This window comes from Bradyrhizobium sp. 22, from assembly GCF_000482425.1.
GTDB classification, from domain to species: domain Bacteria; phylum Pseudomonadota; class Alphaproteobacteria; order Rhizobiales; family Xanthobacteraceae; genus Bradyrhizobium; species Bradyrhizobium japonicum_B.
On the sequence record NZ_KI519399.1, the window covers coordinates 999897 to 1023213 of the forward strand.

Here is a 23317-nt window from a genome sequence, read left to right on the forward strand (position 1 = left end):
CGCAAGCGTTGCTGCGCAGAGCCGGGACCCATGGCGCGGTGTGGGTCCGGCTCTGCGACGCATCACTGCGTGCTGCGTCGCGTCCGGGGCACGAAACGCCTCACGCCAGCACCTTCACCCCGCCGAAGCTCGTCACCCGGCCCTGCTTCAGCATCACGATCTGGGTGGCGAGCTGGCGCAGCTCGGCGGCGTCGTGGCTGACATAGACCATCGGCACGTTGGCCTCGTCGCGCAGCCGCACCAGGTAGGGTAGGATCTCGAGCTTGCGGCCCTCGTCGAGCGCGCCGAGCGGCTCGTCGAGCAGCAAGAGGCGTGGCCGTGACAGCAGCGCGCGTCCGAGCGCGACGCGCTGGCGCTCGCCGCCGGAGAGTTTTCCGGGACGACGATCGAGCAGGGCACCGATGTCGAGCAGGTCGATGATGCGCCTGTGCTGGGCGGGATCGGGCGCAAGGCCGTTCATGCGGCGGCCGTAGTCGAGATTCTGCGCGACGTCGAGATGCGGGAACAGCCGCGCGTCCTGAAACACGTAGCCGATGCGGCGGCGATACGTCGGCACGTGGATGCCGGCCGCGATGTCGTCGACGGTCTCGCCGTCGATCACGATGGTGCCGCGGTCGGGCCGCAACAATCCTGCGATCATGTTGACCAGCGAGGTCTTGCCGGCGCCCGACGCGCCGAACAGGCCGATGACGCGGCCCTCGCTGGTGAAGGACGCCTGAAGCGAGAAATCGCCGAGCTTCTTCTCGACATCGACGCGCAGCATGGTCAATTCCCGTGCAGCCGCGCGGTGGCGCGGCGGGCAAACCATTCGGCCGATATCAGCGCGCCCAGCGCCAGCGCGATCGAGACGATCACGAGCCGGCCGGCCGCGGCGTCGCCGTCCGGCGTCTGGATCAGCGAATAGATCGCCGACGAGATCGTCTGGGTCTCGCCGGGAATGTTGGAGACGAAGGTGATGGTCGCGCCGAACTCGCCGATCGCCTTGGCGAAGCCGAGCACCATGCCGGCGAGCACGCCGGGCAGCGCCAGCGGCAGCGTCACGGTGAAGAACACTTTCCATGGCGCGGCGCCGAGCGTCTCGGCGGCCTGCTCCAGCCGGCGGTCGATCGCCTCGATCGACAGCCGCATCGGGCGCACCAGCAGTGGAAACGCCATCACGCCGCAGGCGAGCGCCGCGCCGGTCCAGCGGAACGAGAACACGATCCCGAGATGGTCGGCGAGGAAGCCGCCGATGAGGCCGCGCCGGCCGAAGCTGAGGAGCAGCAGATAGCCGGTGACGACAGGCGGCAGCACCAGCGGCAGATGCACCACGGCATCCAGCACCGACTTGCCCCAGAAGTCCCTGCGCGCGAGCAGCCATGCCAGCGCGATGCCGAACGGCGTCGCGACCAGCGTGGCGATGATCGCGACCCTGAGCGAGAGCAGGATCGCGGTCCATTCGGCGGGAGAGATCTCGAACATCGAGTGCTGAATATCAGGTTGTCGGGCTGACCAGGAACTTGAAGCCGTATTTTTCCAGGATGGACTTGGCCACCGAGGAGCGCAGGAAGGCGAGATAGTCGCCGGTGCCGGCCTTCGCGATCGTGGTCGCGGCGACCGGATAGATGATCGCGGGATGCGAGTCCGCCGGGAAGGTGCCGACGATCTTGACGCCGGGCTCGACCTTGGCGTCGGTGGCATAGACGATGCCGAGATTGGCCTCGCCGCGCGCCACCAGCGTCAGCGCGGCGCGCACGCTCTCGGCCATCGCGAATTTCGCTTCGGCCGCCTGCCAGGCGCCGAGCTTTTCGAGCGCCGCCTTGGCATATTTGCCTGCGGGCACCGACTTGACGTCGCCGGTCGCGACCCGGCCGTCGCCGGCGAGCTTGGCGAGGTCGAAACTTTGCGCGATCGTGACGCTGTCGATCTTGGACTCCTTCGGCGCGATCAGCACGAGGCTGTTGCCGAGCAGATTGACTCTGGAAGACTCGTTGATGGTCTTCCTGGCGATCGCGTAATCCATCCAGTCGGTGTCGGCCGAGACGAACACGTCCGCCGGCGCGCCCTGCTCGATCTGCCGGGCGAGCACCGAGCTCGCGGCATAGCTGACCGAGAACTTGACGCCGGTCCTTGCGGTGTAGTCGGCATCGACCTCGTCGAGCGCGTTCTTCATCGACGCGGCGGCGAACACGGTGATGGTCTTGTCCTCGGCTGCGGCCGGCGAGAGGGAGGCGGCGGCAAGGATTACGAAGGCAAGGATCACGAAGGCGGTGAGAAGTCCGGACTGGCGAAACATGGATGCGCTCCGTGCGAACTCGCGCGCGCAGGCGGCGCACGCAAATCTGGCGTTGATTGGTCAGATGCGACGGGCGGACGCGCCGTTCCACGGCTCCACTTTGGCTTACGGCCAGCGTGGGATATCGCAGCAGCGAAGATAGCAGGCCAGGTCGGAAGGTCAAACCCGGCGCGTCATCCCGGGGCGCGCGTAGCGCGAGCCCGGGATGACAGCGGTGGGCGAGGGGACAGCGTATCCTACGGCTTCGCATCGCCCGCGTGCAGCACCGCCTTGCAGGCCGCCGGCATCTGCGCCAGCGTCATCGGCGGCTTCGGCTTTGGCGGCTCCGGCGGCGGCTTGGGGTGCAGCACCGCGTCGGAGAACCAATAGGCGAGATCGGCGGGCTTGCAGCCTTCGTCCTCGGCCTGCGAGGGCTGGCCTTCGCATTCGCCGGCGCCGGCCGGGCAGCGCATGCGGATGTGGAAATGGTAGTCGTGGCCCCACCAGGGCCGGATCTTCGACAGCCATGCGCGGTCGCCCTTGGCCTCGCGGCACAGCGCCTTCTTGATCGCGGCGTTGACGAAGATGCGCTGCACCGCCGGCTCCCGCGCCGCATCGCGCAGCACCAGCACATGGCCGGGCGTGAACACTTTCGGATCGACGTCGAGCCGGTCCTGGCGCACCATCATCACCGCCGACATGTCTTCGCGCTCCTCGCGCGAGAGCCGGCGGTCCGGCATCGGCGTCAGCCAAATGTCGGCGTCGAGACCGATCTGGTGGCTGGCGTGGCCGGACAGCGCCGGGCCGCCGCGCGGCTGCGCGATGTCGCCGACCAGGATGCCCGGCCATCGCGCGTCCTTGTGCGCCTTGGCCGCGAGCCGCTTGATCAGCGCGATCATCTCGGGGTGGCCATAGCTGCGGTTGCGCGACAGCCGCATCACCTGCCAGTGATCGCCGTTGAGCGGCATCTGCTCCGCGCCGCCGATGCAGCCCCTGGTGTAGGAGCCGATCACGTGGGCCGGGCCCTTGGACGGCAGCAGCTTGCGCGCGAACAGCTCCTTGGCGGCCAGATCCGGGTCGTTCGGATTGGCGAGCGGCGGCAGCGGCTTCGGATTCACGCTGCCTTTGTCCTGGGCCAGCGCGGTGCCGGCGGCCAGGGGAACGAACCAGAGCAGGAGGAGGATGATGCCGCGGCGACTCATGCAGACGTCCTTATAGCCTAATGCCGCATCAGGGGTAAGAATGAGGCTGGAGCCGGCCGCCGGCTCGGCGCTGCTCGTTAAATCGTGTCTCAGGCCGCGTTTCTTAAGGCGGCAATAACCGTATCCTGCATTGACCAAAATTCGTGCGCGGCGCGAGGGAAATCCGCGGCTCGCATGCAATCGTGCCTGATTTCGGAACTGATTCAAGCGCACGCGCAATTTTGCATCAGGTCGACCAACGATTGCGGCTCCGGACAGGGTTTGACGGCGCCTGGCGCCACGGCCACGCCGCGCAAACAGGCAGCAAGGTCCGCATCGCGCGGACCGCGGCGGGGCGAGATTACTTTTTTTTCAGACACTTGCCTCAAGACTTTTTCATTCAGGACTTGCGCGGGCGGGCGCGACGGGAACGAGTGAAGTTGGGTTTGAAGTCTCGAAAAGCAAAAAAGCGAAGGCAAGGCTTGCCTGCCCGGGCCGGCCGCTCGCCGCGCAAGCCGCGCTTCGCATGCGCACCGCGACCCCTGTCCGAACGCGACGAAGTCCTGCGCAGCCGCGCCGAGGCGGAGGCCGCGATCGCGGACGCACGCAAATCACATGAGCGGCTGCGCCAGGCCATCGACATCCTGCCGCAAGGCATCGTGTTCCTCGACGCCGAAGGCCGCTACGTCCTCTGGAACAAGAAATACGCCGAGATCTACAGCAAGACCGCCGATCTGTTCGAGGAAGGCGCACGCCTCGAAGACACGCTGCGCATCGGCGTTGCCCGCGGCGACTACCCGGAGGCCGTGGGCCACGAGGACGAGTGGATCGCCGAGCGGCTGCAAAAACTCTATCAGCCCGGCGCGCGCCACGAGCAGAAGCTGTCGGACGGCCGCGTCATCCTGATCGACGAGCGCTTGACCGACGACGGCGGCGTGGTCGGCCTGCGCGTCGACATCACCGAGCTGAAGCAGCGCGAAGCCTCGTTCCGCCTGCTGTTCGACGGCAATCCCGTCCCGATGATCGTCTGCGCGCTGGACGACGAGCGCATCCTCGGCGTCAACGATGCCGCGGTCGCGCATTACGGTTACAGCCGCCCCGAGTTCGAGCGGCTGAAGATCCGCTCCTTGCAGGCCTTCGACAGCGAGCCGCCCTGGACCGCCGATCGTTCCAGCGAGGAGCAGGCCGGCCGCACCTGGAAGCACGTCAAGGCCGACGGCGCGCTGATCGACCTTGCGATCTATTTCCGCGAATTGACCTATGCCGACCGGCCCGCGGTGCTGCTGGCGCTGATGGACATCACCGAACGCAAGCGCGCCGAGGCGCGGCTCGCCTTCATGGCCCAGCATGACTCCCTGACCGGTCTGCCCAACCGCGCCCTGCTGCGCCAGCAGACCGACGAGATGCTGCTGCACACGCGGCGCAGCCCCGAGAAGGTCGCGCTGCTGATGCTGGGGCTGGACAATTTCAAGGCGGTCAACGACACGCTCGGACACGCGGTCGGCGACAAGCTGCTGCGCGGCGTCGCCAAGCGGCTGCGCTCGACCTTGCGCGAGGAAGACGCGCTGGCGCGGCTCAACTCGGACGAGTTCGCGATCGTGCAGAGCGGCCTGATGCGGCCCGAGGACGCGGTCGGGCTGGCCAAGCGCCTGCTCGAGGCCATCGCCGATCCCTATCTGCTCGACGGTCATTCCGTGGTGATCGGCGCCTCGATCGGCATCGCGATGGCGCCGGGCGATGGCGACGATTCCGAGAAGCTGCTCAAGAGCGCCGACATGGCACTGTCGCGCGCCAAGCAGGACGCGCGCGGCAGCTTCGCCTTCTTCGAGGCCGCTTTGGATGCGAAAGCGCAGAGCCGCCGCAAGATCGAGGTCGAGCTGCGCGACGCGATCCAGAGCGACGTGCTGCGTCCGTATTATCAGCCGCTGATCGACCTCCAGAGCGGCCGCATCACCGGCTTCGAAGCGCTGGTGCGCTGGCCGCACGCCGAGCGCGGCATGGTCTCGCCCGCCGAGTTCATTCCGGTCGCCGAGGACACCGGCCTGATCAACCCGCTCGGCGGGCTGATGCTGCGCCGGGCCTGCCTGGATGCCGCGGCCTGGCCGGACGACGTCCGCGTCGCCGTCAATCTGTCGCCGCTCCAGTTCCGCAGCGGCAATCTTCTCTCGATGGTCACCGAGGCGCTCAAGGGTTCCGGCCTGCCGCCGCGCCGGCTCGAGCTCGAGATCACCGAGACGCTGCTGCTGGAAAAGAGCGCGCAGGTGCTGGCGACGCTGCATGCCTTGCGCGCGCTGGGGGTGCGGATCTCGATGGACGATTTCGGCACCGGCTATTCCAGCCTCAGTTACTTGCGCAGCTTTCCCTTCGACAAGATCAAGATCGATCAGTCCTTCGTTCGCGATCTCGGCGCCAACCGCGAGGCGCAGGCCATCATCCGCTCCATCGTCAGCCTCGGCAAAGGCCTGGGCGTCACCATCACCGCCGAAGGCGTCGAGACCGAAGCCGAGCTGAGCTGCCTGCGCGCGGAAGGCTGCCACGAAGGCCAGGGCTTTCTGTTCAGCAAGGCCCGGCCCAATATCGAGATCGTCAGCCTGCTCGCCGCCCAGCGCGGCATCGACGGCGATGAGGATGCGCTGGTGGCGTGATGCGGCGGTCGCCGCCTGGCGATGCCGATGTGAACGGACGCGCCGCTTTCTCCATCGTCGCAACACGAGGCCTAAACTCGAAGTCCGACGAAGGGGTGGGCTCATGACGCCGACTTGCTGACGCAAAGCCTTCGACAATGGCGGACCTGAGGTCGGCCAGTCGCGTTGTGCTCCAGGAGAAGGTGTCCCACCCATGTGCCGAGCACAAGATTCCTTCTCTGCGCGCTTGGTTGTTGGACAAGGGGGCGTCCGGTTCAGAGGGAGCACGACGAATGTTTGGTAAGTCCGACGGCACTTGGTTGAACGAGCCGAAAACTTGGTCCGAAAAGGAAAACCTCCTTGAACTGATAACGGACAAGGCCACTGACTTCTGGCGCGAGACACATTACGGCTTTGTCCGCGATAGCGGACATTTCCTCGGTTTTGAGGCGGGAGATGCGTTCACGGCCGAACTTCGCATCCGGGCTGATTTCAAGGCGCTCTACGATCAAGCGGGCCTGATGGTGCGCATAGACGAACGTCGCTGGCTCAAGGCGGGGATCGAGTTTTCGGACGGGCGCGCCATGCTGTCGAGCGTGCTGACTGCGGGGCAATCGGACTGGGCAACAGCCCATTATGAGCACGACGCCAGTGACTTCCGATTGCGTGTCACGGTTGCGCACGGTGTTCTTCGTTTGCAGGCTTCGACCGATGGAAAGATGTGGCCTCTCATGCGGCTCGCGCCATTCGCGAAGAGTTCTTCCTATCTCGTTGGACCCATGGCTTGCACGCCGGAGCGGTCGGGATTGGCGGTCGCATTCTCGGATTTTCGGCTGGGGCCGCCGCTTGGCAAGGAGCTTCATGATCTAGGATGAGGAGCACGAGCGAAAGCGAGTTGACGTCCGCTAGCCAGGGAAAACTGGCGATGTACTCGCTCGTCGAAATCAGGCCGCGGCGCGGCCGAGGGCAAGCGATGGCCTGCGCCTGGTCGGGAAGCTCAGCGCCACCGCGACGGCGGCGAGCCCGATCGCGAACGAGCCGGCGTGCAGCCAAGTGTAGCGCTGGAAATTGTCGAACACGAGGCCGCCGGCCCAGGGTCCGAGCGCCATGCCGAGGCTGGCGAAAGCCGACACCGCACCGAACACCGTGCCCATGATACGCGCGCCGAAGAACTCGCGGACCAGCACGGCATAGAGCGGCATCACCCCGCCATAGGCGAGGCCGAACACGACCGACAGCGCGTAGAATTCGCCGAGCTGCGCCACCGCAAGATAGGTCGCGATGCAGATCGCCTGCACCAGGAGCCCGCCGACCAGCACGGGCTTGGCACCGATGCGATCGGCCAGCGCGCCCAGCAGCAGGCGGCCGCCGAGGCCCGAGACGCCGGCGACGCTGTAGACCGTCACCGCCGTGAGCGGAGCGATGCCGCAGACCATTGCGTACGACACCATGTGGAAGATCGGGCCGGAATGCGCCGCGCAGCAGGCGAAATGCGCCGCCGCCAGCGCAATGAATTGCGGCGTGCGCAACGCCTGCGCCGCGGTCAGCTCGACCTCCGGCGCGGCGTCTGCACGCGTGTCGGCCGCGGCCGCGGGCGCCGGCCGCACCAGGAAGCAGGCGGGGATCAGCAGCGCCCAGGCGGCACAGCCGATCACCAGCATGGCGGTGCGCCAGTCGTAGGCCGTGATGAGCCAGCTCGCGGCCGGTGCGATCGTCACCGGCGACACGCCCATGCCGGCCGAAACCAGCGCCACGGCGAGACTTCTGTTCTTCTCGATCCAGGCGCTCGCCAGTGCCATCATCGGTGCATAGAAGCTGCCGGCGGCAATGCCGATCAAGACGCCGAAGCAGAGCTGGAACTGCCACAGGTGTGTGGCCTGGCTCGCGGTGACGAGGCCGAGCCCCAGCAACAGGCTTCCCGCCAACACCACGATGCGCGTGCCGAACCGGTCCGACAGCGCGCCCCACAGGAACGCGGCAAATCCCATGAAGAGGAAATCCAGCGTCGCCGCCGCCGATACCCCGGCGCGCGACCAGCCCATGGCGTCCGAGATCGGCTGCAGGAACACCGCCAGCGACAGCATCGTGCCGAACCCGACACACGTCATCAGCGCGCCTGCGGCGACAACGACCCAGCCATAGTCGAAGCGTGACGGCTTGCTCATGCGTTTCCTCGGCGCTGTTGGTTTTGTTGGTGGTGCGCGGGAGAGATCGTGGCCCATCCGCTTCCGGAGAGCAAGGCGCGCTGGGCGCACGGCTGACACCGGCTGCACGTCATGATAGCATTCCGCTCGCCATCGGCCTGCTTTGTTGTTCTCACTAACGCATCCGCAAGAACGCGTGAGGAGGCAAGTCCAATGACATGGGAAGCGCTCTGCAGCCCGCGCAATTGCCGTGGGCTTGTCTTGTCAGCCATGCTCGCCGCCGCGGTCGCGGCATCCCCAGCCTGCGCAGACGACGGCCGCAGCTCCGCCCGCGAGCCGGGGCCGGTGTTTTCGGATAGTGGCCCGGATGCCGAGCTCTACGGCGCGGCCGAGGGCTATCCGGTCGGCACACGCGGGGGCGCCCCCCAGCTTGACAAGCTGGTCGGGGCCTACAGCCATTACGACGAGCTCTATCGTTCGCGCCCGGTTCGCCGCGCAACGGTGCCATGGTCATTCAAGCGCGCGCCGGAGCCGCCGATTGCCTATAGCTTCGATAGCCAGCGGCTGAGCATCGCGGACTACCTCAAGCGCAACCCGGTGACGGGACTCCTGATCGCCCGGGACGACACCATCCTGTTCGAGCATTATCAATATGCACGCACCGACCGCCACCGCTTTGTCTCGCAATCCATGGCCAAGACGCTGGTGGCCATGCTGGTCGGGATCGCGGTCTCGGAGGGGCGGATCAAGTCGATCGACGACCTCGCCTCGACCTACGTTCCCGGCCTTGCAGGAACGGAATATGGAAACGCATCCATCCGTGCCCTGCTGAACATGTCGTCAGGCGTCGCGTTCTCGGAAGTCTACGACGGCAAGGACGACATCGCCCGGCTCGGGCGGGCCCTGTTCGTCGACGAGCCGAAGGACCCCGCCGCAATCGTCGCGCAATTCAATACCCGAACCGCACCGCCGGGGACCAGATGGCACTATGCCAGCGTTGAAACGGAAATTCTCGGCCTGGTCCTGCGCGCCGCCACGGACACGACGGTTGCCGACTATCTCCACGACCGGATCTGGGGTCCCATCGGCACCGAAGCGGATGCCTCGTGGGCGATCGACGGCAGCGGGCAGGAGATCGCCTTTTGCTGCTTCAACGCCACCTTGCGCGACTATGCGCGCCTGGCCCGGTTGCTCGCGCATGACGGCGCCTGGGAGGGGCGGCAGCTGATCCCCCGGCAATGGCTGCTCGATGCCACGACGGTCAGGCCAGAGGATGGTCATCTCGCGCCGCGCGTTGCCACGCCCTTTCTCGGTTACGGCTATCAGGTCTGGCTTCTCCCCGGCGAGCAGCGCAGATTCGCCCTGCTCGGCATCCGCGGCCAAATCATCCTGGTCGATCCCGCCTCCAAGCTCGTCATGGTGCACACCGCCGTTCGCAAGAAGCCGACCGAGCCCGGTGGCCTCAGGGAGCCGCTGGCGCTGTGGTCTGCCGTGCTTCAGCAGCTCGGGCACTGATGAATTGCTGATGCCTGCCAATGGCATACAGCCGCGCCCGGCGCGGTCCGTCGCGTCGGAAATCCGCGGCTGCATTTGAACCTGTCCGGCTTCCGGGAGCACCAACGGCGCGTAGGTCCCTGATGTCAGCGACGAGGGAAGGCGCGATGAAGGCTTTGAAAACAATCTGCGTTGCAATGACTGCGCTTGCCTTCAGCCTGTCGTTCGGCACGCCATCCCATGCCGCAGAGGACGAGGCGGGCACGCTCACGCAGCAGATCAAGCAACTTTATCAGGCCGGGAAGTACATGGAAGCGCTGCCTCTGGCCCAGAAATCGCTGGCCCTTCGCGAGAAGGAGTATGGCCCCGATGATGCGCGTCTCGCGACGCCGCTGAACGACCTCGGCACGATCCACTACAATCTTGGCCAATACGCCGTTGCCGAACCGCTGTACAAGCGCGCGCTGGTCATTGACGAGAAGACGCTAGGTCCGGATCACTCCGAAGTCGCAATGGTGCTGAACAATCTCGGCGACCTCTATCGCGCGGAAGAGCGTTACGCCGAAGCGGAGCCGCTGCTCAAGCGGTCGATCGCCATTCACGAGAAAAGCGATGATCCATCAATCGTGATGGCGCTGAGCAATCTGGGCGCCGTTTACAGCCATCAGGGTCGCTACGATCAGGCCATACCGCTGTTCAAGCGAGGCCTCGCCGTGCTGCAGAAAGCGCGTGGTCCCGACGATCCCGAAGCGACGGTGCTGATGAACAATCTGGCCGACGCTTATATCAATCGCAATCGCTATGCCGATGCCGAGCGGCTGCTGAAGCGGTCAATCGCCGTGACCGAGAAGGCGTACGGCCCGGATCACCCCGACATCGCGCAGGCACAGAACAATCTGGCTGCACTCTACGGGCGTCAAGGCCGTAACGCCGAGGCCGAGCGGCTGTTCAAGCGGTCGGCGTCCACTTTCGAGAAAACCCTCGGCCCTGACCATCCGGATCTCGCCGGCGTTCTGGAAAACCTCGCCGGTCTCTACAAGTATCAAGGCCGCTATGCCGATGCCCAGCAGGTCCTGAAACGGTCGATGGCCATCCGAGGGAAGACGAGGCCGATCTGAACCAGGATGGTAGGGCGTTTGCCCACACCACGACTTTCTCCAACTTTCTTGGCACATTGACGCCGGACCATGTCGGCATGGGCCGGTCTCGATCGTCCTTGGGTCGACACGTCGCGGACGTGCTGGAAATGGACCCGGCACATGTGACGAAATTCCGTCAACTCGAGCCGTCAAAGTCGCACTGGAGCAATGGCCATGAGGATCACCGTCGAAACCAGCGTAGCTGCCCCGATCGATCAGGTCTGGCAGGCCTATACGACGCCAGCCGACATCGTGAAGTGGAATGCGGCGTCCAACGACTGGCACACGACCAGGGCGACGGTCGACCTGCGGGAAGGCGGCGCCTTCTCGTCCCGGATGGAGGCCAAGGACGGCAGCATGGGCTTCGACTTCGCCGGCACCTACACCAGGATCGTCGAGCACAAGCGGATCGAATACGCGTTCGGCGACCGGAAGGCCGAGGTCGAGTTCGTACCCGGCCCGAACGGCGTTGTCGTCCGCGTCGTGTTTGATGGCGAAACGACGCACTCGGAGGAGCAGCAGCGGAGTGGCTGGCAGGCGATCCTCGACAATTTCGCAGGATACGTCGAGGCGAAGCGGAAGCGGGAATGATCAGGACGCGGACGTGCTGCCGGACGCCGGCATCACGCACCCTTGCGATGCTGCCAACCTGCCCCTGTTTTGCCCGACAGGGCAAACGGATTTCGCGAAACCGAAAAAGCGCAATGCCGCCAATGGGACGGCTACTGTGCATGGGGTTGTTTTCGCAGTTTTTGGTTTTGGCGAGTCCCAATGGCTCGCGCCGAGCTGATCCAGCCACGACATCTGGTCTCGCTTCTCCGCCGTCATGGCCGGGCTTGACCCGGCCATCCACGTCTTCACGGCGCCAAGAACGTGGATGCCCGGGACGAGCCCGGGCATGACGATGGTCGGTATCGGCGGCTCAGCTCGGGAGGTCGCTCAGCTGTCCACCTTCAGCGCCGCAATGAAGGCTTCCTGCGGGATGTCGACCTTGCCGAACTGCCGCATCTTCTTCTTGCCTTCCTTCTGCTTCTCCAGAAGTTTTCGTTTGCGGGTGATGTCGCCGCCGTAGCACTTTGCGGTGACGTCCTTGCGCAGCGCGCGCACCGTCTCGCGCGCGATCACCTTGCCGCCGATCGCCGCCTGGATCGGGATCTGGAACATGTGCGGCGGGATCAGCTCCTTCATCTTCTCAACCATGGCGCGACCGCGGCCTTCGGCGCGGGTGCGATGCACCAGCATCGAGAGCGCATCCACCGGCTCGGCGTTGACCAGGATCTGCATCTTGACGAGATCGGCCGGCTTGTAGTCGGTGAGGTGATAGTCGAACGAGGCGTAGCCCTTGGACACCGACTTCAGGCGGTCGTAGAAGTCGAACACCACTTCGTTGAGCGGCAGATCGTATTTCACCATGGCGCGGGAGCCGACGTAAGTGAGCTCCTTCTGCGAACCGCGGCGGTCCTGGCACAGCTTCAAGACGCTGCCGAGATATTCGTCGGGCGTCATGATCGTGGCCTCGATCCAGGGCTCCTGGATCTCGGCGATCTTGACCACGTCGGGCATGTCGACGGGATTGTGGATCTCGAGCTCGCTGCCGTCGGTGAGCTTCATCTTGTAGATGACGCTCGGCGCCGTCGCGATCAGGTTGAGATCGAACTCGCGCGACAGCCGCTCCTGGATGATCTCGAGGTGAAGAAGCCCGAGGAAGCCGCAGCGGAAGCCGAAGCCGAGCGCGGCCGAGGTCTCCATCTCGAAGGAGAAGCTGGCGTCGTTGAGCCGCAGCTTGCCCATCGCGGCGCGCAGCGTCTCGAAGTCGTCGGCGTCGACCGGGAATAGGCCGCAGAACACGACGGGGATCGCGGGCTTGAAGCCCGGCAGCATTTCCGTGACAGGCTTCCTGTCGTCGGTGATGGTATCGCCGACGCGGGTGTCGGCGACTTCCTTGATCGCGGCGGTGATGAAGCCGATCTCGCCGGGGCCGAGCTCGTCGACCTGCTGCATCTTCGGCGTGAAGAAGCCGACGCGCTCGACGTCGTAGGCGGCGCCGGTGCCCATCATGCGCACGCGCTGGCCCTTCTTCATCGTGCCGTCGACGATGCGCACCAGCACCACGACGCCGAGATAGACGTCGTACCAGCTGTCGACCAGCAGCGCCTTCAGCGTCGCGTCGCGGTCGCCCTTCGGCGGCGGCAGGCGGGTGACGATGGCCTCCAGCACGTCGGGCACGCCGAGGCCGGTCTTGGCCGAGATCATCACCGCGTCGGAGGCGTCGATGCCGATGACGTCCTCGATCTGCTGCTTGACCTTCTCGGGCTCGGCGGCGGGCAGGTCGACCTTGTTCAGGACCGGGACGATCTCGTGATTGTTGTCGAGCGCCTGATAGACGTTGGCGAGCGTCTGCGCCTCGACGCCCTGGCTGGCGTCGACCACCAGCAGGGAACCTTCGCACGCCGCCAGCGACCGCGACACTTCGTAGGCGAAGTCGACATGGCCGGGCGTGTCCATCAGGTTGAAGATGTAATCCTTGCCGTCCTTGGCGCGGTACGACAGGCGTACCGTCTGCGCCTTGATGGTGATGCCGCGCTCGCGCTCGATGTCCATGGAATCGAGCACCTGCTCCTTGCCCGCCATTTCGCGGTCGGAGAGCCCGCCGGTCATCTGGATCAGGCGGTCGGCCAGCGTCGATTTGCCATGGTCGATATGGGCGACGATGGAGAAATTGCGGATGTTGGAAATAGGGACGGTCGTCATGGGCGCGGGATACCACTCACATCCCCCTGCGGCAACCATATTGCTGTAATTTCAGGGCCTTTGTTCACGCCAAGCTGATTCCACGACGGGCCAAAACGCGCTACGCAACGGCCCATGTCCACGACCTCCATCTCCGCTGCCGGAGCACGGGCAAAGACCCGCTTGAGTTACGACCGCTTCCGGGCCTTCCTGGTCGCCTGCGCGGTCCGCCCCGAGGCGCGGCTGTGGCTGGTGATCCAGTTCGCCATCCTGCACGCGGTGCTGTGGACCTTCATCCTGATCAATCTGAAGGCGGCGCAGGACGTTCACATGGACGTCGCAGAAGCCTGGGGCTGGGGCCAGAAATTCCTCTGGGGCTATGGCAAGCACCCGCCGCTGTCGGGCTGGGTGGCCGGCGTCTGGTTCAGCGCGTTCCCGGCGGCGGATTGGGCGACCTATGCGCTCGCGATGACGACGGTGAGCGTCGGCATGGTGATCTGCTGGCTGATCGCCCTGCGCGTGGTGGATGCGCGCCGTGCGTTCCTGGTCGTGGTGATGGTCGCGCTCTACCCGATCTTCAATTTCAAGGGCTTCAAGTACAACCCGGACCTCTTGCAGCTCGTTACGCTGCCGCTCCTCGTCCTGGCTTATCTCAACGCCTTCGAGAAGCGGAGCTGGCAATCCGGAATCCTGCTCGGGCTTGCCGGCGCGCTGGCGCTGATGACCAAATATTGGGTGCTGACGATGATCGGCGCGATCGGCCTCGCCGCGCTGATCCATCCCGACCGGTTGCGTTTCCTGTCCTCGCCGGCGCCATGGGTGGCGATCGCCACCATGGTCGCGGCGATGATCCCGCACCTCGTCTGGCTGGCGGATGCGCATTTCGTGCCGCTGACCTATGCCGGCGACACCTACAGCCTCAAGGACAAGGCCCAGCTGCATCAGCTCGTCGCGGGCTACGGGCTGCATAACCTTGGGCTGCTGGCCTTGCCGGTGGCGCTCGCCGCGCTGGCCATGGCGCTGGTGCCGCCATGGCTCAAATTGCTGCTGCGTGCGCCCTTGCGCATCGTCACGCGCGCCTGGGCGCGCGGCGCCAATCCAGGCGTCAATGTCTCACAGGCGCTGAATGTCTGGATCGTCCAGATCATCGTCGCGGTCGGCCCGCCGCTCGGCGCGCTCGCCTTCAGCATCTACATGAAGACGGATTGGGGCATCTCGCTGTTCTTCCTGGTGCCGCTCGCACTGGTCGCGATCCCGACGCTGCGGGTGCAGAGCGCCGCGTTGTTCAACATCGCCGCGATCTGGCTCGTGCTCAGCGCCGCGACGCTCGCCGCTTCGCCCTGGATAGCGGCGCGCGAGATGGCGGCCAATGCCGGCAACGCCCAGATCTATGGCGCGCGCTCCGAGCTCGCGCGCGAATTGACCCAGGCCTGGCACAGCCGCTTCGGCACGCGCTGGGCCGTCGTTGCCGGCACGATGGAGCAGATCCAGCCGCTGGTGTTCTACAGCCCGGATCATCCGGCCGCGCTGCTGCCGCTCGAGGCCTGGAATTCCGGACTGACCTCGCGCGACGACGCCAGGAAGTACGGCTTCATCGGCGTGTTCGATCCGAGCCCGACCGACGGCCGCTTGCCCGTGTTCGAGAAATGGGTGTCGGAGGTCGCGCCCAACGCCGAGCGCATCGTGATGACCACGCGCCGCTTCACCCACGGCAAGGCCGGCCCGTCGATGAGCTGGAATGTCTACATCGCGCCGCCGGCGAAGTGATTTCTTCACCTCTCCCCGCTTGCGGGGAGAGGTCGGATTGCATCGAAGATGCAATCCGGGTGAGGGGGTACAGGTCTCACGACGATCTCATGCTTGGAGAGAGCCCCTCACCCCAACCCTCTCAGCGCGAGCGAAACTCGTCGCGGCCCCGTAAGAACGGGGCGAGGGAGCGCACCTGAGTGCGCGGCGCGCCGCTAAACCCCTTCTTCGTTGAACTTGCTTTCAACGAGCTCGGTGATCGCCGCGAGCGCGGCTTCGGCGTCGGGGCCGGCGGCGGCGACCGTGATGGTGGTGCCGGGTCCCGCGGCGAGCATCATCAGACCCATGATCGACGTGCCGCCGACGGTCTCGCCGCCGCGCGTCACCCACACTTGCGCGTCGAAGCGCTCGACCGCCTGGACGAATTTTGCCGAGGCGCGGGCGTGCAGGCCGCGCTTGTTGACGATCAGGAGATCCTTGGAGATCGCGCCCGCGGGCACGCCTGTCCCCGCTTGTGACGCCTCGCCGGTCATTTGCCGGCGAGCACGCGGCTGGCGATGGTGACGTATTTGCGGCCGGCTTCCTGGGCCATCGCGATCGCGTCGGGCAGCGTGCGCTCCTCGCGCACCTTGGCGAGCTTCACCAGCATGGGCAGGTTGATGCCTGCGAGCACTTCGACCTTGGGCCGGCTCATGCAGGATATTGCAAGGTTCGACGGCGTGCCGCCGAACATGTCGGTGAGGATCGCAACGCCGTCGCCGGAATCGACGCGGTTAACCGCTTCGATGATGTCGCTTCGGCAGAGATCGGAATCGTCTTCGGCGCCGATCGTGATCGCTTCGATTTGTTTTTGTGGGCCCATGACATGCTCAAGCGCTGCCTTGAATTCGTCGGCAAGGCGCCCGTGGGTCACAAGTACTAGACCAATCATCGGAAAACTCCTCGCGGGCGCTTTTGGTGCACCGCACGAACGCGCCACTTTGACCATCCAGAGCCCCCGCGCAAGAGGGGATGTTGCGTATCTCCCTGAATCTAGACGGATGGATGAGGGGAGCTGCGCCGGTCTATTCGGTCGCGATAGTGGGGTTCATATGGTTACCATTTCCCTTCAAACAATCGCCTGAAGGGTTAACGGAAGATGAACTCTTGGTAGTGGTCAAGGCCGCGACAACCAAGGGGAGGGGTGAATGATCGCGGCCCACCGGGATTCGCGGTATTTCGACACCAGAAATGCTGGTTTTCAGGGCTTCGGGCGGCGGCAGGCGCTCGGCGTCCGCGGCGTCGAGATCGACCACGAGACCGACGGTCGCATGCTCCACGAAGTCGCAGGCGCGGATTCCGAGGCCCCGGATCTCGATCAGGCCCTTGAGGCGCGGCGCCGGGCGGACCTCAATTTCATCGCCGAGTGTCGCCAGATGGACACGGTCATCCCCGACCAGAACGGCCCTATCGACCACGCCCGCGCGTCCCGCCATGATCAAATCGAAGGCAAGGCGCGACTTGCCCGAGCCCGAGGGCCCGCGGATCAGCACCGCCACGGGCCCGACCTTGACCGCGGAGGCGTGAACGCTGGGTCCGGCCTCGATCAAGCTGCCGTCGTTCAATCTGCCCTGGCTCATAGCGCCGGCAGCCTGACCACGAAGCGCGCACCTGCGATCGTCGGGACGCCCTCGTCATCCGGCGGGCCGGCACGGTTCTCGGCCCAGATGCGTCCGCCATGGGCGTCGACGATCTGCTTGGAGATCGACAGGCCGAGGCCGGAGTTCTGGCCAAAACCCTGATGCGGACGGTCGGTGTAGAAGCGCTCGAAGATGCGCTCCAGCGCGTCGTCGCGAATGCCCGGGCCGTCGTCGTCGACCACGATCTCGATCTCGGAGCGCACGCGGCGGCAGGTGAGGCGCACCTTGTTGCCGGCTTCCGAGAACGATTGGGCGTTGGAGAGCAGGTTGGAGACCACCTGTCCGAGCCGCGAATCATGGCCGCTGACGGCGAAGGTGTCGCTCGGGCTGCGGCCCTCGAAGCGCGTCTCGACCGCGACGTCATGGCCGAGCTTGGTTTCATTGGCGACGGACACCAGCGTCGTCAGCAGGCGGCGCAAGTCGACCGGGATCGCATCCTGGCGCTGCAATTCGGCATCGAGGCGGCTGGCATCGGAGATGTCCGAGATGAGGCGGTCGAGCCGCTTGACGTCGTGCTCGATCACCTCGAGCAGGCGCGCGCGGCTGGTTTCGTTGCGCGCCAGCGGCAGCGTCTCGACCGCCGAGCGCAGCGAGGTCAGCGGGTTCTTCAATTCGTGGGCGACGTCGGCGGCGAACATCTCGATCGCCTCGATGCGGCTGTAGAGCGCGCTCGTCATGTCGCGCAATGCGCCTGAGAGATGGCCGATCTCGTCGCGGCGGCGGGTGAAATCCGGAATCTCGATGCGGGCCTTGATGCGGCGGCGGACGCGCTCGGCGCTGTCGGCGAGCCGGCGCACCGGACCTGCGATCGTGCTCGCGAGCAGCAGCGACAGCATGATCATGACGGCGGCCGCGACGCCGCCGACCTTGAGGATGGCGAGGCGCTCGGCGGTGACCATCTGGTCGATGTCGTCGCCTTGCGTCGACAGCATCAGGGCGCCGTGAATCGCGCGCGAGCGCAGCACGGGGACTGCGACCGAGACGATCACCTCGCCGCGGGCATTGACCCGCACCATCGAGCGCTTCTGGCCCTGGAGCGCATCGCCCACCTCCGCATAGCCATTGCCGTTCTCGGGCCCGAGCTCGCGATAGAGCGGCAGGTCGCCGCGGTTCAGCCAGGTGCGGACCGCGACCATGCCGCGTTCGACGATGCCGGGCTTCTCGGCCGGCGGCGGCAGGTTGTAGCGCAGCACGTTTTCGAGGTTGCGGCTGTCCACCAGCAGGCTGCCGTTCGGATCGTAGATGCGGGCGCGCGTCTTGGTCGGCGAGATCAGCGTGCGCAGCACCGGCGCCACCCGCTCCGGATTGATCGGGAAGTCCAGCGGCGAATATTCGTCCGAGCCGCCATAGGTCTCGCCCGGCTTGAGGTCGAGCAGCCGGTCGGGATCGATGGTGATGGCGTTGGTCTGCACCGTGGCGGAGGCCGCGATCGCGCCGGCGATGATCTCGGCCTGCACCAGCAGGCTCTGCGCCCGCGCGTCGATCAGGCCGGCGCGGAATTGCGACAGATAGAGGATGCTGGCGACCAGCGCGACGAGGCCGGCGAGGTTGAGCGAGACGATGCGGCGGGTGAGGCTGGAAAAGGACAGCGCGAAGAAGAACTGCCCGGCGCGCTTCAGCCAGTTCAGCGGTCGGAAGCCCTGCGGCTTGGCTTCGGCAAATGGCTCCTGAACGCCGTCGGATGCGACGTCGCCGGCGCTCTGGTTGGGATCAGGCTGCGTTCGGTCCAGCAATGCTTACGCCCGTGTTCAGACGGCGTTGAGAAGGTCCCCATATTCTAGAGCATGATCCGGAAAAGTGTGCAGCGGTTTTCCGAAAGGATCATGCTCGAGAAACAGAGCACGATGATCTCATCGCGCTTTGGAGCGATCCCGGTCCCGATGCAATCAGAACCGGCGATGCTCGTCGTCCGTTCGTGAAGCTGCCTGCCGCCTCAGGCTTCCTTGAAACGATAGCCGACGCCGTACAACGTCTCGATCATCTCGAACTCGTTGTCGACCACCTTGAACTTCTTGCGCAGCCGCTTGATGTGGCTGTCGATGGTGCGGTCGTCGACATAGACCTGGTCGTCGTAGGCTGCGTCCATCAGCGCGTTGCGGCTCTTCACCACGCCGGGCCGGGTCGCCAGCGCCTGCAGGATCAGGAATTCGGTGACGGTCAGCGTCACCGGCTCGTTCTTCCAGGTGCAGGTATGCCGTTCGGGGTCCATGCGCAAAAGGCCGCGATCGAGCGCCTTGGCGTCGTTCTCCTTCGGCGCGACGGTCGGGTCCTTCGGCGCCGAGCGGCGCAGCACCGCCTTGACGCGCTCGACCAGGAGGCGCTGTGAGAACGGTTTGCGGATGAAATCGTCCGCGCCCATCTTGAGGCCGAACAGCTCGTCGATCTCCTCGTCCTTGGAGGTCAGGAAGATCACCGGCAGGTCGGATTTCTGCCGCAGGCGGCGCAGCGTCTCCATGCCGTCCATGCGCGGCATCTTGATGTCGAGGATGGCCAGATCAGGCTGGGTGGTGCGGAAACCGTCCAGCGCGGAGGCGCCGTCGGTGTAGGTCATGATGCGATAGCCTTCGGCTTCCAGCGCGATCGAGACGGATGTGAGAATGTTGCGGTCGTCGTCGACCAAAGCGATTGTGGGCATGAGCCTCTGCTTTCTGCTTTCCGTTTGGGTCGTGGCTTGAAACGGCGAGCAATCCACTGATGCGCCGCATACATGGGTGCCGAAATCGGCGTTCGAACCTTGTCACCGAGCAATGCAAGCTGGGCTGAAGTGTGACCAAGTTCCACGAAACACGGCAGATTCGCCGCATGTCGACCCATAACCAGGCCCCCGTTTACCCGAAAAAAGGCCTCCGATGCAACCACCTGAGCCGAGAAAGCCGATGCAACCGACCGCTGATTTCGACCCCGCCAAGCTCGCCAAATCCCTGCTGCGACGATCGCGCCAGGGGGCGCTGGCAACCCTCATGGCCGGCAGCGGCGATCCCTATTGTTCCCTGGTCAATCTGGCCAGCCATCCCGACGGCTCGCCCATTCTGCTGATCTCGGGCCTTGCCGTGCATACGAGGAATATCCTTGCCGACAGCCGGGTCTCGCTGATGCTGGACGAGCGGGCGGAAGGCGATCCGCTGGAAGGCGCCCGCATCATGCTGTCGGGCCGGGCGGAGCAGGCCGAGGCCGAAAAGGACCTGCTCCAGCGGCGGTATCTCAATGCCCATCCGTCGGCGGAAGACTTTGTTTCCTTTAAAGATTTCTCGTTCTTCCGGATCCGTCCCACGGGAACCCATCTGGTCGCCGGTTTTGGTCGGATCGTCGATCTCAAGCCCGAGCGGTTCCTCACGGATCTCACCGGGGCCGAGGATCTGCTGGCGGCGGAGGAGGGCGCCGTCGCGCATATGAACGCCGACCATCGGGAGACCATGGGCCTCTATGCGACCAAGCTGCTGGGTGCCAGCGCGGGTGATTGGCGCTGCACCGGCTGCGATCCGGAAGGCCTCGACCTGCAGGACGGCCCGATCGCGCTGCGGCTGGACTTCCCGGAGCGAGTGACCGACGGCACGTCGCTACGCAAGATGCTGGTCCGCCTTGCTGGCGAAGCGCGTGGCAAGGTGGACTGACGCGCAACGCTTTGAACGCTGTCCTCCGCCGCCGCGACCCAACACCGGTATGGTTCGAGGCCGGCCGAGAGAGGGTTCATGACACGCCGTCGTTTGACGCTGGTCGCAGGTTTGGCGCTCGCGATCGCCGCATCGCTTGCTACCCCATGCCTTGCACAGAAGGGTCTTGCCGCGGAGAGCACGCGGCTCAATGCGCTCATCCGTGCCGGAAAATATTCGGAGGCGCTGCCGCTCGCGCAGGCGATGGTCGCTAGCCTCGAGAGGGAAAACGGCCGCGATCTCTCAGGCGCGTTGAACAATCTCGGCCAGGTCCATGCCGCTCAGGGGCGTGACGATCTGGCTGAGCCGCTCTACAAGCGCGCGATCGCGCTCATGGAAAAATCACTCGGCCTCGACAACGCATTGGTTGCGGCCGAGCTGACCAATCTCGCCGCGCTCTGTCAGCGGCAGGGTCGTTTCGCAGAGGCCGAGCCGCTGTTCAAACGTGCACTGGCCGTGCGCGAGAAGGCGCTGCCGCGCGAACATCCCGACGTCGGTCAGTCCCTCAACAATATCGCCACGCTCTACGCCAAGCAGCAGCGCCCGGCCGACGCCGAGCCGCTGTTCCAGCGGGCGCTCGGGATATACCAGAAGGCTGCCGGGCCCGAGCATCCTGCGGTCGCAACCGTCCTGAACAACATCGGCCAGGTCTATCGCGATCTCAACCGCGATGCCGAGGCCGAGGCGCCGATCAAGCGCTCGCTGGCGATCCGCGAAAAGGTGCTGGGGTCCGATCATCCCGACGTCGCGCGCTCGCTGAACAATCTCGCCGGGCTCTACGAGCATCAGCAGCGCTATGCCGATGCCGAGCCGCTCTATCGCCGCGCCCTGTCGATCCGTGAGCGTGCGCTTGGACCCGATCATCCCGATGTCGCGACCTCGACCAGCAATCTCGCCAATTTCCTTCAGGCCTCGGGGCGGACCGCCGACGCCTTGCCGTTCGCACAGAGGACGCTCGCCGGCAATCGCGCGCAGCTGCGCGTCATGCTGCCCATCCTGTTCGCCGCGCGGCAGCAGCGTCTGCTTGGGGATGACAAGGCGCTGGACGAGGCGCTCGCGGCGATCCAGCGCGGCACGCAATCCTCCGCCGCCGCTGCCGTAAACAAGCTCGCGGTGCGGATGGCCGCCGGCAGCGACCGGCTCGCCGAGCTCGTGCGCAAGGATCAGGATCTCGCCGCCGAATCCGAAGCCCTCGACAAGGCGATCGTCGCGGCGGTGTCGAAGCCACCCGCTCAGCGCGACCCCGCGCTCGAGCAACGCAGCCGCACGAGGATCGCGGCGATCGGAAACGAGCGCAGCACATTGCAGAAGGCTCTCACGCTCGAGTTTCCCGACTACGCCTCGCTCTCCAACCCGCTGCCGCTGGCGATGAAGGACATCCAGCCCCTGCTGTCGGCCGACGAGGCGATGGTGATCTTTGCCGTCGGCGACAAGCAGAGCTATGTCATCGCGATCACGCGCGAGGGCGCCGACTGGAAGGAGGTCCCGCTCGGCGCGGATGCGGTGACGCAGAAGGTCGCCGGCTTCCGCAAGGGGCTGGATGTCGGCAAGGCGCGCGATGCCTCCGGCAAGTCGGGCCTGTTCGACCTCGCGTTGGCCCATGAGCTCTATGCGGCGCTGCTCGGCCCCGTCGAGGCGTTGACGAAGGACAAGCGCAATCTGCTGGTGGTGCCCTCGGCGGCGCTGACGGCGTTGCCGTTTCATCTGCTGGTCACGGAGAAGCCCCAGGCTGCCATTCCGGACCGACTCGAAGGCTATCGCGATGCCGCCTGGCTGCTGCGGCGTCAGGCCGTCTCGGTGCTGCCGTCGGTGATCTCCCTGAAATCGCTGCGTGCCTTTGCCCGCAAGGATCAGAGCGTAAAGCCGATGACCGGCTTCGGCGATCCCGTCTTCAACCCCGCGGCCGAAGATCCGGCCGACCGTCGCGCAGCCGGCGGCAAGGTCGCCGCGCGCAGCATTGCGACGATCGCCTACACCGATTTCTGGCGCGGTGCCGGCGTCGATCGCGCGCGGCTGGCGCAGGCGCTGCCGCAACTGCCCGATACCGCCGACGAGCTGAACGCGGTGGCGAGGGACGTCGGCGCGGCCAAAGCCGACATCCATCTCGGGCGCGATGCCAGCGAAACGACGCTGAAGCGTGCAGCGCTTGCTCAATACGGCATCATCTACTTCGCCACCCACGGTCTCGTCGCCGGCGACGTCAAGGGGCTGGCCGAGCCCTCGCTCGCGTTGTCCATTCCCGATCAGCCGTCGGAGTTCGACGACGGTCTTCTGACCGCGAGCGAGGTGGCGCAGCTCAAGCTCAACGCCGATTGGGTGGTGCTGTCCGCCTGCAACACCATCGCCGGCGACAAGCCCGGCGCCGAGGCGCTGTCGGGATTGGCGCGCTCGTTCTTCTACGCTGGGGCCCGCGCGCTCCTGGTCTCGCATTGGGCCGTGGATTCGGAGGCCGCGACCCGCCTGACCATTTCGACGTTCGAGTTGCTCAAGAACGAGCCAAAGATCGGTCGTGCCGAAGCCTTGCGCCGCGCGATGTTGACATTCGTTGACGACACCTCCTCGCCGCGCAACGCCTACCCAGCCATGTGGGGGCCGTTCGCTCTGATCGGCGAAGGTGAGGTGAGATAGGAAAGGCGCCGCGCGATTGTGCGTCGCAATAACCTGACATAACGCGCA

20 protein-coding genes are annotated in these 23317 nt (G+C 65.7%); 9 read left to right on the top strand and 11 right to left on the bottom strand.

Features of this window, described 5'->3' with window-relative positions:
- Positions 1–100: 100 nt before the first annotated feature.
- The 4 genes from modC to mepA form a co-directional block, all read right to left on the bottom strand.
- Entirely contained in the window at positions 101–763 is a 663-nt protein-coding gene (gene modC / locus K410_RS0105980; RefSeq protein ID WP_028134001.1) for a molybdenum ABC transporter ATP-binding protein, read from the bottom strand.
- Positions 764–765: 2 nt separating this feature from the next.
- Positions 766–1461, bottom strand: coding sequence for a molybdate ABC transporter permease subunit (gene modB, locus K410_RS0105985; protein ID WP_028134002.1), 696 nt, complete (start codon positions 1459–1461; stop codon positions 766–768).
- A 13-nt stretch (positions 1462–1474) separates the two neighbouring features.
- Positions 1475–2275 carry a molybdate ABC transporter substrate-binding protein gene (modA, locus tag K410_RS0105990; protein ID WP_028134003.1) on the bottom strand — a complete coding sequence of 267 codons (801 nt, stop codon included), beginning with the start codon at positions 2273–2275 and terminating at the stop codon, positions 1475–1477.
- Positions 2276–2511: 236 nt separating this feature from the next.
- On the bottom strand, positions 2512–3456 hold the full coding sequence (gene mepA / locus K410_RS0105995) for a penicillin-insensitive murein endopeptidase (protein WP_028134004.1): 945 nt from the start codon (positions 3454–3456) through the stop codon (positions 2512–2514).
- 461 nt (positions 3457–3917) lie between these two features.
- Here mepA and K410_RS0106000 point away from each other — a divergent pair, with 461 nt between their 5' ends.
- Both K410_RS0106000 and K410_RS0106005 read left to right on the top strand, forming a co-directional pair.
- Positions 3918–6080 carry an EAL domain-containing protein gene (locus K410_RS0106000; protein WP_028134005.1) on the top strand — a complete coding sequence of 721 codons (2163 nt, stop codon included), beginning with the start codon at positions 3918–3920 and terminating at the stop codon, positions 6078–6080.
- A gap of 272 nt (positions 6081–6352) precedes the next feature.
- The gene (locus K410_RS0106005) at positions 6353–6934 is read left to right on the top strand and encodes a DUF1349 domain-containing protein (RefSeq protein WP_028134006.1); all 582 of its coding nucleotides are present in this window, start codon (positions 6353–6355) and stop codon (positions 6932–6934) included.
- Positions 6935–7003: 69 nt separating this feature from the next.
- On the opposite strand, the gene K410_RS0106010 is transcribed toward K410_RS0106005, so the two are convergent.
- On the bottom strand, positions 7004–8224 hold the full coding sequence (locus tag K410_RS0106010; protein WP_028134007.1) for an MFS transporter: 1221 nt from the start codon (positions 8222–8224) through the stop codon (positions 7004–7006).
- Positions 8225–8416: 192 nt separating this feature from the next.
- On the opposite strand from K410_RS0106010, the gene K410_RS0106015 reads away from it, so the two are divergent.
- The 4 genes from K410_RS0106015 to K410_RS39280 all read left to right on the top strand — a co-directional run bounded on the left by K410_RS0106015 (position 8417) and on the right by K410_RS39280 (position 11626).
- Positions 8417–9718, top strand: coding sequence for a serine hydrolase domain-containing protein (locus K410_RS0106015; protein WP_049819951.1), 1302 nt, complete (start codon positions 8417–8419; stop codon positions 9716–9718).
- A 20-nt stretch (positions 9719–9738) separates the two neighbouring features.
- Positions 9739–10815 carry a tetratricopeptide repeat protein gene (locus K410_RS0106020; RefSeq protein WP_245269330.1) on the top strand — a complete coding sequence of 359 codons (1077 nt, stop codon included), beginning with the start codon at positions 9739–9741 and terminating at the stop codon, positions 10813–10815.
- Between the two features lie 195 nt (positions 10816–11010).
- A complete protein-coding gene (locus K410_RS0106025) occupies positions 11011–11427 on the top strand; it encodes an SRPBCC family protein (RefSeq protein WP_028134010.1) in 417 nt (138 codons plus the stop codon).
- 13 nt (positions 11428–11440) lie between these two features.
- On the top strand, positions 11441–11626 hold the full coding sequence (locus K410_RS39280; RefSeq protein ID WP_155253254.1) for a hypothetical protein: 186 nt from the start codon (positions 11441–11443) through the stop codon (positions 11624–11626).
- A 149-nt stretch (positions 11627–11775) separates the two neighbouring features.
- On the opposite strand, the gene lepA is transcribed toward K410_RS39280, so the two are convergent.
- Entirely contained in the window at positions 11776–13587 is a 1812-nt protein-coding gene (gene lepA / locus K410_RS0106030; RefSeq protein WP_028134011.1) for a translation elongation factor 4, read from the bottom strand.
- A gap of 114 nt (positions 13588–13701) precedes the next feature.
- On the opposite strand from lepA, the gene K410_RS0106035 reads away from it, so the two are divergent.
- Positions 13702–15333 (top strand): glycosyltransferase family 39 protein, encoded by a 1632-nt coding sequence (locus K410_RS0106035; protein WP_028134012.1) that lies wholly within the window; start codon positions 13702–13704, stop codon positions 15331–15333.
- Positions 15334–15527: 194 nt separating this feature from the next.
- Here the strand turns inward: K410_RS0106035 and K410_RS0106040 are convergent, their stop codons facing one another.
- The 5 genes from K410_RS0106040 to K410_RS0106065 all read right to left on the bottom strand — a co-directional run bounded on the left by K410_RS0106040 (position 15528) and on the right by K410_RS0106065 (position 19626).
- Positions 15528–15845, bottom strand: a complete 318-nt coding sequence (locus K410_RS0106040; protein WP_028134013.1) for an HPr family phosphocarrier protein — start codon at positions 15843–15845, stop codon at positions 15528–15530.
- Positions 15842–16243 carry a PTS sugar transporter subunit IIA gene (locus tag K410_RS0106045; protein WP_028134014.1) on the bottom strand — a complete coding sequence of 134 codons (402 nt, stop codon included), beginning with the start codon at positions 16241–16243 and terminating at the stop codon, positions 15842–15844. Before K410_RS0106045 ends, K410_RS0106040 begins: the two co-directional genes overlap by 4 nt.
- A 133-nt stretch (positions 16244–16376) precedes the next feature.
- Positions 16377–16901 carry an HPr kinase/phosphorylase gene (locus tag K410_RS0106050; protein ID WP_028134015.1) on the bottom strand — a complete coding sequence of 175 codons (525 nt, stop codon included), beginning with the start codon at positions 16899–16901 and terminating at the stop codon, positions 16377–16379.
- A 26-nt stretch (positions 16902–16927) separates the two neighbouring features.
- Positions 16928–18724, bottom strand: a complete 1797-nt coding sequence (locus K410_RS0106055; RefSeq protein ID WP_028134016.1) for a sensor histidine kinase — start codon at positions 18722–18724, stop codon at positions 16928–16930.
- Positions 18725–18924: 200 nt separating this feature from the next.
- On the bottom strand, positions 18925–19626 hold the full coding sequence (locus K410_RS0106065) for a response regulator transcription factor (RefSeq protein ID WP_008542552.1): 702 nt from the start codon (positions 19624–19626) through the stop codon (positions 18925–18927).
- 241 nt (positions 19627–19867) lie between these two features.
- On the opposite strand from K410_RS0106065, the gene K410_RS0106070 reads away from it, so the two are divergent.
- Positions 19868–20602, top strand: a complete 735-nt coding sequence (locus K410_RS0106070; protein WP_028134017.1) for a HugZ family pyridoxamine 5'-phosphate oxidase — start codon at positions 19868–19870, stop codon at positions 20600–20602.
- Between the two features lie 78 nt (positions 20603–20680).
- On the top strand, positions 20681–23269 hold the full coding sequence (locus tag K410_RS0106075) for a CHAT domain-containing tetratricopeptide repeat protein (RefSeq protein WP_028134018.1): 2589 nt from the start codon (positions 20681–20683) through the stop codon (positions 23267–23269).
- The last annotated feature ends 48 nt before the right edge of the window (positions 23270–23317 follow it).